The organism is Isoptericola halotolerans, assembly GCF_045689585.1.
Lineage (GTDB): Bacteria > Actinomycetota > Actinomycetes > Actinomycetales > Cellulomonadaceae > Isoptericola > Isoptericola halotolerans_B.
This window is the reverse complement of record NZ_CP140108.1, coordinates 1,771,886-1,784,406: the sequence shown is the minus strand read 5'-3', so window position 1 is coordinate 1,784,406 and position 12,521 is coordinate 1,771,886. Positions and strand designations below refer to the sequence as shown.

Annotated in this window: 15 protein-coding genes; 4 read left to right on the top strand and 11 right to left on the bottom strand. The window is 72.7% G+C overall.

Features of this window, described 5'->3' with window-relative positions; all coding sequences use genetic code 11:
* Positions 1-3 precede the first annotated feature (3 nt).
* On the bottom strand, positions 4-747 hold the full coding sequence (locus UQW22_RS08330; protein WP_407320442.1) for an anti-sigma factor domain-containing protein: 744 nt from the start codon (positions 745-747) through the stop codon (positions 4-6).
* On the bottom strand, positions 740-1,306 hold the full coding sequence (locus UQW22_RS08325; RefSeq protein WP_407320441.1) for a sigma-70 family RNA polymerase sigma factor: 567 nt from the start codon (positions 1,304-1,306) through the stop codon (positions 740-742). Before UQW22_RS08325 ends, UQW22_RS08330 begins: the two co-directional genes overlap by 8 nt.
* 190 nt (positions 1,307-1,496) lie before the next feature.
* On the opposite strand from UQW22_RS08325, the gene UQW22_RS08320 reads away from it, so the two are divergent.
* A complete protein-coding gene (locus UQW22_RS08320) occupies positions 1,497-2,390 on the top strand; it encodes a hypothetical protein (RefSeq protein ID WP_407320440.1) in 894 nt (297 codons plus the stop codon).
* Positions 2,391-2,495: 105 nt separating this feature from the next.
* On the opposite strand, the gene UQW22_RS08315 is transcribed toward UQW22_RS08320, so the two are convergent.
* Entirely contained in the window at positions 2,496-3,623 is a 1,128-nt protein-coding gene (locus tag UQW22_RS08315) for a 3-deoxy-7-phosphoheptulonate synthase (protein WP_407320439.1), read from the bottom strand.
* 281 nt (positions 3,624-3,904) lie between these two features.
* On the opposite strand from UQW22_RS08315, the gene UQW22_RS08310 reads away from it, so the two are divergent.
* Positions 3,905-4,402 carry an NUDIX hydrolase gene (locus UQW22_RS08310; RefSeq protein ID WP_407320438.1) on the top strand — a complete coding sequence of 166 codons (498 nt, stop codon included), beginning with the start codon at positions 3,905-3,907 and terminating at the stop codon, positions 4,400-4,402.
* Positions 4,403-4,595: 193 nt separating this feature from the next.
* On the opposite strand, the gene UQW22_RS08305 is transcribed toward UQW22_RS08310, so the two are convergent.
* The 7 genes from UQW22_RS08305 to UQW22_RS08275 form a co-directional block, all read right to left on the bottom strand.
* Positions 4,596-5,327, bottom strand: a complete 732-nt coding sequence (locus UQW22_RS08305) for a glutamine amidotransferase (RefSeq protein WP_407320437.1) — start codon at positions 5,325-5,327, stop codon at positions 4,596-4,598.
* Between the two features lie 101 nt (positions 5,328-5,428).
* Positions 5,429-6,235, bottom strand: a complete 807-nt coding sequence (locus UQW22_RS08300; protein ID WP_407320436.1) for an ABC transporter permease — start codon at positions 6,233-6,235, stop codon at positions 5,429-5,431.
* Complete coding sequence (locus tag UQW22_RS08295) at positions 6,232-7,197, bottom strand: ABC transporter ATP-binding protein (RefSeq protein ID WP_407320435.1); 966 nt, start codon at positions 7,195-7,197, stop codon at positions 6,232-6,234. The genes UQW22_RS08300 and UQW22_RS08295 overlap by 4 nt, the downstream gene beginning before the upstream one ends.
* A 36-nt stretch (positions 7,198-7,233) precedes the next feature.
* The gene (locus UQW22_RS08290; RefSeq protein ID WP_407320434.1) at positions 7,234-7,986 is read right to left on the bottom strand and encodes a hypothetical protein; all 753 of its coding nucleotides are present in this window, start codon (positions 7,984-7,986) and stop codon (positions 7,234-7,236) included.
* Between the two features lie 5 nt (positions 7,987-7,991).
* Positions 7,992-8,765, bottom strand: a complete 774-nt coding sequence (locus tag UQW22_RS08285; protein WP_407320433.1) for a hypothetical protein — start codon at positions 8,763-8,765, stop codon at positions 7,992-7,994.
* Entirely contained in the window at positions 8,762-9,727 is a 966-nt protein-coding gene (locus UQW22_RS08280) for an ATP-binding cassette domain-containing protein (RefSeq protein ID WP_407320432.1), read from the bottom strand. Before UQW22_RS08280 ends, UQW22_RS08285 begins: the two co-directional genes overlap by 4 nt.
* Positions 9,724-10,110 carry a GntR family transcriptional regulator gene (locus UQW22_RS08275; RefSeq protein WP_407320431.1) on the bottom strand — a complete coding sequence of 129 codons (387 nt, stop codon included), beginning with the start codon at positions 10,108-10,110 and terminating at the stop codon, positions 9,724-9,726. Before UQW22_RS08275 ends, UQW22_RS08280 begins: the two co-directional genes overlap by 4 nt.
* A 188-nt stretch (positions 10,111-10,298) precedes the next feature.
* On the opposite strand from UQW22_RS08275, the gene UQW22_RS08270 reads away from it, so the two are divergent.
* Both UQW22_RS08270 and UQW22_RS08265 read left to right on the top strand, forming a co-directional pair.
* Positions 10,299-10,931 carry a DUF6318 family protein gene (locus UQW22_RS08270; protein WP_407320430.1) on the top strand — a complete coding sequence of 211 codons (633 nt, stop codon included), beginning with the start codon at positions 10,299-10,301 and terminating at the stop codon, positions 10,929-10,931.
* A gap of 3 nt (positions 10,932-10,934) precedes the next feature.
* Positions 10,935-11,885 (top strand): hypothetical protein, encoded by a 951-nt coding sequence (locus tag UQW22_RS08265; protein WP_407320429.1) that lies wholly within the window; start codon positions 10,935-10,937, stop codon positions 11,883-11,885.
* A gap of 106 nt (positions 11,886-11,991) precedes the next feature.
* On the opposite strand, the gene UQW22_RS08260 is transcribed toward UQW22_RS08265, so the two are convergent.
* Positions 11,992-12,474 (bottom strand): DUF6194 family protein, encoded by a 483-nt coding sequence (locus tag UQW22_RS08260; RefSeq protein ID WP_407320428.1) that lies wholly within the window; start codon positions 12,472-12,474, stop codon positions 11,992-11,994.
* Positions 12,475-12,521: the final 47 nt, after the last annotated feature.

The following is a 12,521-nucleotide window of genomic DNA, read 5'->3' as shown; positions in this document are numbered from 1 at the left end:
TGCTCAGCCCTCGGCGAGGACCACGATCGGGTCGGTGGTCGGCTGCTCGGACCCGCCCTCGGGCTCCACGGAGATTGCCAGGCCCACGCCGGAGACGTCGCTGACCAGCTGCTCCACCTCGCCGTCCTGCGGCTCGAGGAGCCCGGCCGACGTCACGCCGCCCTCGGCACCGACCAGCCAGAGCTGGTAGACCGACTCGTCGCCCACGTCGGGCAGGTCTCCCGCGCTGAAGAGGAAGTCGTCACCCGCCGCGAGCACCGTGGCGTAGCCGCCACCGGTGACGTCGCTGCGCAGGAGGGTCGCGGACGGGTCGGCCATCATCTCGGCGACCGTGTCGGCCTGCTCCTGCAGGCGGTTCTGCTCCACCGTGGCCTGGATCGCGACGGTCGTGGGCACGGCGACGGCGAACACGGCGGCCGCCGCGACGGCCAGCACACCCCACCGGCGGCGACGCGAGGCGAGATCGACGACCTCCGCTCCGGCCGGGGCGGCGCCGTCGTCCCCGGCCGGTGCACCGCCGTCGGCGACCGGGGCCGAGATGCGCTCCATGACCGCGGCGCGCACGTGCGCCGGAGGCTCGGACTCGACGGCGAAGGCGGCCACGACCTCGCGGTACTCGTCCAGCGCGCGCCGGGCCTCGGTGTCGTCCGCGAGGAGACGCTCGACGGCGCGGCGCTCGAGGTCGTCGACCGCGTCGAGCGCGTGGGCGGGGAGCAGGTCCCAGGCGTCACGGGTGCTGTCAGGCACGGGCCACCCCCAGGCAGTCGCGCAGGCGGCCGAGGCCGTCGCGGATCCGGGACTTCACCGTGGGCAGCGCGGCGCCGAGCCGCTCGGCGACCTCACGGTAGGTCCGTCCGCCGTAGTAGGCGTCGACGACGGCCTCGCGCTGGGTCGCGGTCAGCGAGTCCAGGCAGCGGCGCACGGCCGCACCTTCGAGCCGGCGCTCCACGTCCTCGGCGACGACGTCGTGCTCGCTCACCTCGCGCAGACCGTCCATGTCTCGCTGGTCGCGGTCACGGCGCGACTGCTCGGCGCGGACCCGGTCCACCGCCCGGCGCCGGGCCAGGGTGGCGACCCAGGTGCGCGCCGAGGCACGGGAGGGGTCGAAACGCGCTGCTGTCTGCCACACCTCGACCATCACCTCCTGGGTCACCTCGGCGGCATGGTCCGGGTCGCGGAGCACACCGAGCGACGAGCCGTAGGCCACCGGGGCCAGGGCGTCGTAGACGGGCCCGAACGCCGCCGGGTCACCGTCGACGCACGCCACGAGGGCATCGTCGACAGGAGTCGGCAGGGAACGCGGCACCGTCACAGTGTGCCGCACCCCAGCCGTCCGGTCGATCTGCACCCGTCCCGCATCGCTCGTCCCGGACCGTCCGGGACGTCATGGGTTCGGCGAGGACGGCGTCCTGGATGGGTGAGACGCTCCGTGGCGCTCATCACTCGCCGCGCAGCAAGAAGGCCTCGTCTCGGTGCGACAGTGCCTCGCTGCCGGGATGACCCGCGAGCAGGTGGCCGCGCGGACACGTACCAAGGAGTGGGAACGCGTCGCCCGCGCGGTCCTCGACACCGGACCGACCGGCGTGAAGCGGGCCGACCAAGGCCTCGAGATCGAGCATCGCCGGCGCCGGGCCGCGCTGCTCGGGCTGCTGGCGCACCCGGGGTCCGTGGCCACCGGTCTCTGCGCCCTCGTGCTCCACGGAGTGCAGGGTGCGCCGGCGCAGCTCACGCCCGAGGTCGCGATGCCCACCGGAGCCCCCCGGGCGAGACGTCCGCCGGTCAGGCTTCGGCGCTCGCCGGTCGACCGATGGGTCGACGTCGGAGGCTTCCGCTGCGTGGACCGAGCGCTCGTCGAGGCCGTGCCGCAGGTCGGGCGCCGCCACGCCGCGGCACTCATGGACTCGGCGCTGCACCGAAGGCTCATCGACGCCGAGCGACTCGACACTACCTCTCGAGCCGCCGCCGGGCGCCGCGGCATGGCGAGGACACGCGAGTGGTGGCCGTTGGCCGACGGACGCTCCGAGTCGCCGGCCGAGACGTGGGCCCGGCTGTCCTGCGTCGAGGGCGGCTTCCCGCCCGACATCCTCCAGCTCCAGGTCGCCGGACCCGGTGAGCAGGTCTTCGCCCGCGTGGACCTGGCCTGGCGGTTGCCGGACGGCACGGCGCTGCTCGTGGAGATCGACGGGCAGGAGGTCCACTCGGCACCGCGGGCGCTCTACCGCGACCGCGCCCGCCAGAACCGTCTGGCCACCTCGCGCACCGTCGTACGCCGGTTCACCGGCACCGACGCCTGGCACGGGCGGGTCGGACCCGAGGTCGCCACCGTGCTCCGAGGCTCCGGGTGGCGGCCGCACCCGCTGCCACCGGACGCGATCCTGCACCTTGCCTGACGGCACACCGTCGCGAGCGTCTCTGTTCGTCAGCTATCGGGCCCCATGCCTGACGAACAGAGACGCTCGTGGCAGCAGGTGCCGACGACGGCGCGCCAGCCGGCGTCAGGCGTCCCGCCGCGAGCGCACCGCAGCGGCCAGGACCTCCAGCAGCTCCGCCGTCGTGCCCCAGTCCATGCACTTGTCCGTGACGGACTGGCCGTACACGAGTGAGTCCAGCGGGCCGGGCTTCTGGGCGCCCTCCTCGATGAAGCTCTCCAGCATCAGGCCGGTGATGCCCGGCTCCCCCTCGGCCAGCCGCGAGGCGACCTCCCGCACCACCTCGGCCTGGCGCACGTGGTCCTTGCCGGAGTTGCCGTGGGAGGCGTCGACGATCACGCCCGTCTCGACGGCGCCGCCCAGGTCCGAGGTGCGGGCGACCGCCAGGGCCGCGGCGACGTCGTCGGCCCCGTAGTTCGGGCCGCCGCGCCCGCCACGCAGGATGACGTGGCAGTCCGGGTTCCCGGCGGTCTCGACGGCGGCGGCGCGACCCTCGGAGTCCGCCCCGAAGAACGTGTGCTCGCTGGCCGCCGTGATGCAGCCGTCCACCGCGATCTGGACGTCGCCGTCGGTGGCGTTCTTGAAACCGACCGGCATCGACAGCCCCGACGCGAGCTGGCGGTGCACCTGCGACTCGGCGTTGCGCGCGCCGATGGCGCCCCAGGTGACGGCATCGGCGATGTACTGCGGGGAGGTCGGCTCGAGGAACTCGCACGCGGCCGGGACACCGGCGTCGAGCACGCCGAGCAGCACCTCGCGGGCGAGCCGCAGGCCGTGGCGCACGTCGTGCGAGCCGTCCAGGTGCGGGTCGTTGATGAGACCCTTCCACCCGACCGTGGTGCGCGGCTTCTCGAAGTAGACCCGCATCACGACCACCAGGTCGTCCGACAGGTCGCGGGCGACGGGCGCGAGCCGGCGGGCGTAGTCGAGCGCGGCGGCCGGGTCGTGCACCGAGCAGGGCCCGACGATGACGACGAGCCGGTCGTCCTCCCCGGTCAGCACGTCGCGGACCTCGCGGCGCGACGTGGTCACGAGGTCGCTGCGCCGGGTGCCCAGCGGCAGCTCGGTGCGCATCGTGCGGGGCGCGGGAAGGGGGTCCAGGGCGCGGACGCGCAGGTCGGAGGTCTCGGCCATCAGATCAGTATCGTCGGTCGTCGCGGTGCCGCGCGCGGCGGGCGAGGTGGTGGGACTCATCGGGGCTCCTGGTGGTGGCGGTCTCGTCGGTCGGCCGGCGCCGTCGCAGGCGGACCGGTCCCGACCGGAAGCCCCGACGACAAAGGGCCCGGACGCACGACGCGTCCCAGGCCCTGTGCTGGCTCCGGTGGAAGGTGTCGGTCAGGCGCAAGCCCGCCGAGCTCCCAGCGGAGCCGGCGTAAAGCGCCAATACCAACGGATGTTCACGGCGATGACAGTACGCCTGGGCACGCCGCACCGTCCAGCGGTGTCCACGATCCGGTCCCGGGTACGGTCGCCCCATGCCGATCCCCGAGTTCGTCGCCGCCCTCCGCGCCCAGGTCGGGACCGCACCGCTGTGGCTTCCCGGGGTGACCGCCGTCGTGCACGACGACGCCGGGCGCCTCCTGCTGGGCCGGCGCTCTGACAACGGGCTCTGGGCGCTGGTCAGCGGGATCCTGGAGCCCGGCGAGGAACCGGCGCACGGCCTCGTGCGCGAGGTCCTCGAGGAGACCGGCGTCGAGGTGGAGGTCGACGCCCTGGCCGCGGTGTCCACCACGCCGGAGGTCGTCTATCCGAACGGCGACCGCAGCGCGTACCTCGACCTGTGCTTCCTCGCGCGGCCCGTCTCGGCCGCGTCCGCCGAAGCCGCGCACGTCGCCGACGACGAGTCGGTCGCGGTGGCGTGGTTCGCGTCGGACGCATTGCCCGAGGACCTCGCACCCTCCACGCGCCGGCGGCTCGCGTCCACGGAGCGGTACCGGGCCGACCCTGGCGCGGGCACGGTCTTCGTCCGCTGAGGTCGGCACGAGCCGCTCGATCCGTCGTCGCGCACGTGACCACGGTGCTGGTCAACCGACGGAGTTGTCAGGCTCAGGATCGTGTAGACCAGGTCCTGAGCCTGACAGCTCCGGGGGGCGCGGGAGCTGTCAGAACGTGGCGGCTGTAGACAGCGTCCTGGTCCTGACAGCTCCGGGAGCGGGACACCGACCGTCAGCGTCGGTAGAGCTCGACGAAGTTGCGCAGGATCCGCATCGGCTCCGTCACGCGCCGCGCGGCCGCCCGGGTGACGACGTCGTCGGCCTCGTCCGCCGCGAAGTAGCCGTAGTCGCGGTACACCTGCACCCGCTGGGTCAGCCCGGCGAGGTCGAGCTCGGGGTGGAACTGCGTCGCGTACAGGTGTGAACGGAGCCGGAACATCTGCACGGGCGACCGCGGCGAGAGCGCGAGCCGGACTGCGCCGGGCGGCAGGCCGCGCATGGCCTCCTTGTGCCCCACGAACGCGGTGAACGCGGGTGGCAGGCCTGCCAGCAGCGGGTCGGCGGTGCCCTCCTGGGTGAGCTCGACGGTCGCGAGGCCGACCGCCTCTCCGTAGAGCCGGTCCACCACTCCCCCGGCGTACTGGCCGAGGGTCCCGACGCCGTAGCAGGCACCGAGGAACGGGAAGTCACGGTCCACGACCTCGTCGAGCAGCGTGCGGAACTCACGCTCCACCCGGCGCTGCACCGCCGACTTGGCGTCCTCGGGGTCGGAGGAGTTGAAGGGGCCGCCGCCGACGATGATCCCGGCGTAGTCGTCGAGGTCGATCCGTGGCATCGGGGCGGCCTCGAGACGCACCCGGTGGAGCTGTTCCGGGGCGAGCCCGGAGTAGCGGCACATCGCGGCGTACTCGCCGTCGGCGGCGACGTCCTCGGCACGCGTCGCCAGGAGCAGGAACGGCGTCACTCCGGCAGCGTAGGCCGAACCTGCCCCGGGGTGCCGAACAGGAGGTTGGGCCCGCTATGGCAGGCCATAGCGGGCCCAACCTCCTGTTCGGCACCGGGGGATCAGGACCAGCGGAACATCCGGATCGCCAGCGGCAGCAGCACGGCCGTCCACACGGCCATGACGACCACCTGCAGCAGCGGGAATCCCGTCTCGAACCAGCCCGTGGTCAGCGCCTGGGCCGCCGCCCCCAGCGGGGTGAACTGCCCGATCTGCTGCAGCAGCTCCGGCATGATCGGTCCCGGCGTCCACAGGCCGGCGAGCATCAGCATCGGGAAGTAGAGCAGCATCGACACGGCGTTCGCCGTCGACGCCTTGGGCGCCCACGCCGCGATGAGCATGCCGAGCGAGAACATCGCCGCCATGCCGAGCACGAAGGCGAGCAGCACCACGCCGAGCTGCCCCGGCATCGGGACGTCGAACATGAACCGGCCGACCAGGACGGCGACCAGCACACCCACCAGCGTGGTGGCGACGTTGATGATCAGGTGCGCGACGACGATCCCCTGCGAGCGCATCGGCGTGGTGCCCAGCCGGCGCAGCACCCCCTTCTCGCGGAACGTGGCGAACGTGACCGGCAGGACGGTCAGCGCGGCCGTGCCCAGTGCCATCGCGACGACCACCGGCAGGTAGGTCGCGATCGGCGTGAGCCCGTACCAGACGGATGTCTCGGGGGCGTCGAGGATCGGGTCGCGCATCCCGGGGATGGCGTAGCCGACACCGATCATGAGGACCGTCGGGAACAGGATCCCGAAGAACACGGCGGCGAAGTCGCGCAGCCAGACCTTCGTCTCGGTGGTCAGCAGCGTGCTGAAGCCACGCCAGGACCCGGTGGGCCGGCGGGTGGCGGGAAGCGTGGTGGTGGTCATGAGCGGGCTCCTTCGGTGAGCTCCTGCGGGTCGTAGGTGCGGCCGGTGACGGCGAGGAACACGTCCTCGAGCGACCGGCTGACGGTGGCCACGTCGTCGGGCACGACGTCAGCCTCGGCGAGGGCGGGCACGACGGCGAGCAGCACCCGCCGCGACCCGGTGACGGCGATGCGCCGCTCCCCCGCGTCCCCGGTGCGGTAGACGTCGGGGTGCCGGTCCGCGAGGTCGGCGAGCAGGGCCCGTGCCCGGCCGGTGTCCTCGGTGGCGAAGCGCACGACGACGGTGCGTTCGTCGTCCAGGTCGTCGATGAGCCCGTCGGGGGTCCCCTCGGCGACGACGCGGCCGCGGTCGATGACGACCAGCCGGTCGCAGAGCCGCTCGGCCTCGTCCATGAAGTGCGTGACGAGCAGGATCGTCACCCCGGAGTTGCGCACCCGTTCGACCAGGTCCCAGGTGCTGCGGCGAGCCTGCGGGTCGAGCCCGGTGGTGAGCTCGTCGAGGATGGCGACCTTGGGGTTGCCGACGAGCGCGAGCGCGATCGACAGCCGCTGCTTCTGCCCGCCGGACAGCTTCGCGAACTGCTGGCCGGTGTGCTCGGTGAGGTCGAGCATCCGGGTCAGCTCGTCGACGTCGGCCGGGTCGGGGTAGAACGAGGCGAACAGCCGCAGGGCCTCGCCCACGGTGATCTTGTCGTGCAGCGCGGCCTCCTGGAGCTGGACCCCGAGGTGCTCGCGCACCCGTTCGGGGTGCCGCTGCGGGTCGATGCCGAGCACGCGGACGGTGCCGCCGTCGGCGTGCCGCAGGCCTGCGAGGGTCTCCACGCTGGTGGTCTTGCCGGCGCCGTTGGGGCCGAGGATCCCGAAGATCTCCCCGGGCTGCACGGCGAACGACACGTCGTCGACGGCGATCTTGTCGCCATAGGTCTTGCGGAGGTTGCGGACCTCCACGATGGGCTCGGCCATGTCTGGCCTCCTTCTGCGCGGTGGGACGAGGGTGGTTCACGCCGGACGCACGGTGGCGTCGCGGAGCACGAGGTGCGCGACCACCGCGGCCAGGGCCGCGGCGAGGAGCGCGCCGACGAGGCTGACGACGACGCCGGCCGCCGAGTCGACGGGGCTGTCGCGGAGCGGGATCGCGAAGACGCCGGAGCGGCTCGCGAGGTCGGCGAGCGCGGCGGGGACCAGCAGCGGGACCACGGCGAGGGTGCCGCGGACGGGCCCCGATCGCCGGTAGCCGCCGTGGACGGCCGTGCCGACGAGCACGTAGGTGACGATGACGAGCGTCTGGGCGACGACGGTCGCCGCCACCCCGGACACGGTGTCGAGCGGGAAGCCGCCCGCGCCCTGGTAGGGCCGCTCGAGCGCCGTGTAGACCTGCTGCTCGACGAGGCCGAGCGCGACGGTCAGCACGCCGAACACGAGCCCGCCGACGACGGCGCCGCGCGCTATCCCCTCCACGAGGGATCGCCGCGACCCGCCGGCGGCCAGGTGGGTGCGCAGGAGCGCGGCGGTCAGGATGATGCCGACGGCGAACGCCGGCCAGCGCGCAGGGCTTCCGGCAGCGTCGTAGGTCAGGCCGTCGGCCACGCCGCCGTAGCGGTTCACGATCACCGGTACGGACAGGACGAGCAGCGCCCAGCAGGCCCAGAACCAGATCGCCGTCCTGAGCAGGTAGCGCTGGAGCCGGCGCCGGGCCGCGGAGACCGCGCGCCGGTGGGGCGTGGCGTCGCGGACGGCCGTCGTCGTGGTCATGGCGCTCACCTCGTCGGCCGGAGTCGGACGGTGCGCAGGCGCAGGTGCAGCCACACGGCCGAGAGACCGATCGCGGCGAGGGCCACGACGATCCCGGCGACGGTGCCCGACGCCTCGTCGGGAAGCAGGGAGCCGAGCACGTCCGTGGCCCAGCCGCTGCGGGTGGCGAGCTCGACGAGCCCCAGCAGCACCAGGCCGGGCAGGAGGAGCAGCGTGCCGCGCCACGGACCGTCGGACGTGTACCCGATGGCGACGGCGCATCCGACGAGGACGTAGACCACGACGACGAGGACCTCGGCGCCCGCGGTGGCGAGGACGCCTCCGCTCCCGGTGGCCAGGCCGCCCTCGGGCTCCGACCAGGGCCAACCCACGGCGCGGAACACCTCCCGTTCGGCCACCGTCGCGAGGGCGCGGAGCACCCCGTAGGCCGGGGCGGTGACGACGGCGGTGACCAGCGCGGCGTCGCGGAGCGCCCGGCGGGTGCCGCCGGCGGCCAGGTGCGTGGCCAGGATGGTCGAGCAGGTGATGAGCCCCAGCGAGAACGCGAACCACCGGGCGCTGTACTCGGCGGCGACCAGCACGCCGACGTCCATGTGCCCGCCGGCGCGGTCGACGACGAACGGCACCACGACCGCCGCCGTCGCGAAGAACACCCAGAAGCCGGTGCCGACGAGCAACGAGGGGACGGCCATCGACCGCGTCGCCCGGCGGGTGGCGCGCCGCTGCGAGACGGCGGCGAGCGCTGCCCGGGACGGCGGTGGGCTCGTGGTGGCGCTCATCGGTCCGCCTCCGTCCGGCTCGGCTCGGTGAGGCGCACGAACAGGTCCTGCAGCGGGAGCGCGCCCAGCTCGACGCCGGCGGCTCGTGCGGCTGCCGCCTCGCCGTCCTCGGGCGCGCCCTCGAGCGTGACCTGCAGCGTGCCGCCGAGCTGCTGGCGGTGCAGCACCCGACGGTCCCCGGCGAGCCGCTCGACGGCGGAGGCGGGACCGGTGAGGCTGAACCCGCGCCGGCCCATCTCCTCGGCCGTCTCGGCGAGCAGGACCCGGCCACGGTCGAGCACGATCACGTCCTCGAAGAGCCGCTCGACCTCCTCGACCAGGTGGCTGGAGAGCAGGATCGTGCGGGGGTGCTCGGCGTAGTCGGCGAGGATCTCGTCGTAGAACGCGTACCGCGTCGGGGCGTCCATGCCGAGGTAGACCTCGTCGAAGATCGTCAGCGGCGCGCGGGCGGCGAGGCCGATGGTGGCCCCGACGGCGGACTTCTTGCCGCGCGAGAGGGCGGTCGGCTTCTTGCGGGGGTTCACCTCGAACATATCGAGCAGCCGGGCCGCGAGGTCCGCGTCCCAGTGCGGGCGCAGGTCCGCGTAGTACTGGAGGGACTCGGACAGCTTCTCGTCGTCCTGGAGGTCGCCGGACTCACGCACCAGCTGGACGTTGGAGGTGACCCAGGCGTTCTCCCAGGGGTCCTCCCACACCTCCGGGGCGTCGCCGTCGGGGCCGAGGCGCACGGTGCCCGCGGTGGGCCGGTTGAAGGCCGCCAGCAACGAGAGCAGCGTGGACTTGCCGGCGCCGTTGCGCCCGAGGATCCCGGTGATCACTCCGGGGCGGACGGTGAGGTCCACGCCGTCGAGCGCGACGGTCGCCTCGTCCTGGTAGGTCGTGCCGTCGACCGTCATCCGGCGCTGCTTGCCGAACCGGACGCCGACGTCCTCGAGGCGCGCGCCGAAGGGCTCGGGGGTCATGACTTCTCCTGGGTGGTCTCGGTGGGCGAGCCGTCGCCGCCCTGGACGTAGGCGACGATGTCCGCGGTCGGGATGCCGAGGACGTCCGCCTGGGCGAGCGCCGGGGCGAGCACGTCGTCGAAGTAGGCCTTGCGGTGCTGGTCGAGGAGGCGTTCGCGCGCGCCCGGGGCGACGAACATGCCGAGCCCCCGCCGCTTGTAGAGCACCCCCTCGTCGACGAGCCCCGTGAAGGCCTTCGCCGCGGTGGCCGGGTTGATGCGGAACGTCGTCGCGAACTGGGTGGTGGACATGACCTGCTCCTCCTCCGCGAGCTCGCCCGTGAGGACCTGCGACCGGATCATCTGGGCGATCTGGACGTAGATCGGTTCGGGGCCGTCGAACACGCGACCCTCCTCAGGGTGTGCTGGTGCTGTGGTTCATTACTTAACTAATGAACCACAGAGCAGTGGCGACCGTCAACCCCTGCGGCCGCGCGGCCGGTCGTGACCGTCTGGTGAGACGTCGTCCACAGGCCCGTGCCCGAGATGGTCCGGTTTCGCTACGGTGTCGAGGTGTCGCCGTCGACCCGCTGGTGAAGGAAGCCGTGAAGGAGCCCTCGATGCCCCCTGCCGCCCCTGCGCTCGGTGCGCTCGCACTGGTGGCGCTCCTGCTCACCGGCTGCACCCAGCCCGCGCCCGCGCCGACGGGTCCGGGCACGACGGCGGAGGCCACCTCCAGCCCGTCGCCGTCGGTCACCGAGTCCTCGCCGGCACCGTCGCCGACACCCGTGGTCGTCGCGCCCGAGCGGCCCGCCGCGATGAACGACGACGGGCACGAGGGCGCCGAGGCCGCGGCGAAGTACTTCCAGCTGCTCGACCCCTACATGATGAAGACCGGCGACACCGCCGAGTGGGAAGCGATGTCGCACAAGGAGTGCAGCACGTGTTCCAACCGGCTGGAGCAGGCGCGGACCATCGCGGAGAACGGAGACGTGTTCGAAGGCGGAGAGACAACGGTCCGCGTGTTGCACACCTATGAGCAGGACGAACCCACCGGTGGTTGGCCCCTCGACGTTGAAGTCAACACCGCCGCAGTCACGATCACTGCTCCCGACGGGACTGTTGCTGCGGAGTTCGACGAGGATCAAGGTCGCGTACGCATGGAACTGGCGCACCGCAACGGCCAGTGGTACATCCTCGGAATCGCGCCGCTCAAGGAGGAGTAGCCAGTGAAGGCAATGGCGTCCGCCATCGTTTTAGCACTCGTCGCCCTGGGAGTTCCGGCCGACTCCTACACGCCGACTCTTGACGACCCCACGGACACGGTTGAGCTTGGTGCAGCAGGCGACGCGGAGAACCCGGCGACGTCCGGGGACGACGGTCCCCGTGACCGCTACTTCCGCACCGACTCCACCACCTGCAACCTCGCCGCCACCACCGACGGCGCGGACTTCATCACCACCCTGGACTCCTGCCCCGACGGCTCCCAGGAAGCAGACTTCCAAGGCGCACCCTGCCCCGAGGACGAGTACGAGCTCGCCGAGCTCTGGGTCGAGCGCCTCCAGGACGACGGCACCTACACCGCCCCCGAACGCGTCTCCGGCACCGAGTGCATCACCCCCGCCGACCTCGCCGCCCCCGCCCGGCACGAGTTCGCCACCATGCACATCCCCACCCCCGAAGCCGTGCTGCAGGCCCGCGAACCCCTCCTGGTCAACGTCCACTACCCCGCCTACGCCACGACCCAGCCCCAGATCGTCGACGTCACCCTGCTCGACGTCCCCGTCCAGATCCGCGCCGACCCCGTCCAGTACACCTGGGACTTCGACGACCCCCACACCCCCGGCACCACCACCCTGACCACCACCGACCCCGGCCACCCCTGGACCGACGGCACCCCCGCACCCGACAGCACCTGGATCGGCCACACCTACACCCACCTCGGCCACCCCGATCAGGACACCGGAACCCTCCGCGACCAGGCCGGCAACTGGTACCGCGACAACGTCACCACCACCCTGACCACCACCTGGGAAGGACACTTCCGCATCACCGGCACCAGCACCTGGACCCCCATCGAGGGCACCATCACCACCACCAGCACCACCGACCCCGTCACCCTCACCGAAGCCCGCGTCCGCCTCGTGTGCGACGACACCCACGCCAACCCCACCTGCTGACCCCCCACCCCCTCGTTGTGGGTGCACGACACGCCACCAACGACCCGACCACCACCGCGTGTCGTGCACCCACAGCGAGGGGGCCGACGGTGCCGGCTCGCCACGGCTACCCGAGCGAGCTCCGGCGCTCGTACCGCTGTCGGGCCGCGTCGTGCGCCTCGCGAAGCGCCTCGACGACGGCGGGCCCCGTCCGGTCCGCCGGGTTGACGACGCACACCCACCCCATGCCGCCGTACACCGGGTGCGCCACGAACGTGTCGGTAGGGACTGCGTCCGACGGCGACGCCCCGGTGGCGTGCGCCGCATGCGGCCCGGGGTCGCGCAGGAGCACCTGGGCCCGGTCGCGGCCCACGTGGATGTTGACGCGCCACCTTCCTGGCCGGTCGAGGTCGCAGCTGGTGTCGTCCGGGTAGTCCTTCGTGACGATCGTGCCGTAGGGCTGCACGGTGGTCGGTACCCGACCGTCGGGTGCGTAGTAGAAGAAGGCGTCACCCCAGGCGAGCTCCGGGGCGCTGCTGCCGGGCCCCGGCTGCAGGACGAGGACGCCGTCCCACCCGCGCACCGTCTCGATGATCTGGTCCATACTCATGGTTCAAGCATCACCTTGAAGTGCTTCTGTGGGGTTGACATGGATCG

Coding starts and splice junctions, on each gene's coding strand:
- UQW22_RS08260 (WP_407320428.1), bottom strand. CDS start 12,474: ATGAGTATGGACCAGATCATCGAGACGGTGCGCGGGTGGGACGGCGTC.
- UQW22_RS08290 (WP_407320434.1), bottom strand. CDS start 7,986: ATGACCACGACGACGGCCGTCCGCGACGCCACGCCCCACCGGCGCGCG.
- UQW22_RS08310 (WP_407320438.1), top strand. CDS start 3,905: ATGCCGATCCCCGAGTTCGTCGCCGCCCTCCGCGCCCAGGTCGGGACC.
- UQW22_RS08285 (WP_407320433.1), bottom strand. CDS start 8,765: ATGAGCGCCACCACGAGCCCACCGCCGTCCCGGGCAGCGCTCGCCGCC.
- UQW22_RS08295 (WP_407320435.1), bottom strand. CDS start 7,197: ATGGCCGAGCCCATCGTGGAGGTCCGCAACCTCCGCAAGACCTATGGC.
- UQW22_RS08315 (WP_407320439.1), bottom strand. CDS start 3,623: ATGAGTCCCACCACCTCGCCCGCCGCGCGCGGCACCGCGACGACCGAC.
- UQW22_RS08300 (WP_407320436.1), bottom strand. CDS start 6,235: ATGACCACCACCACGCTTCCCGCCACCCGCCGGCCCACCGGGTCCTGG.
- UQW22_RS08280 (WP_407320432.1), bottom strand. CDS start 9,727: ATGACCCCCGAGCCCTTCGGCGCGCGCCTCGAGGACGTCGGCGTCCGG.
- UQW22_RS08320 (WP_407320440.1), top strand. CDS start 1,497: ATGACCCGCGAGCAGGTGGCCGCGCGGACACGTACCAAGGAGTGGGAA.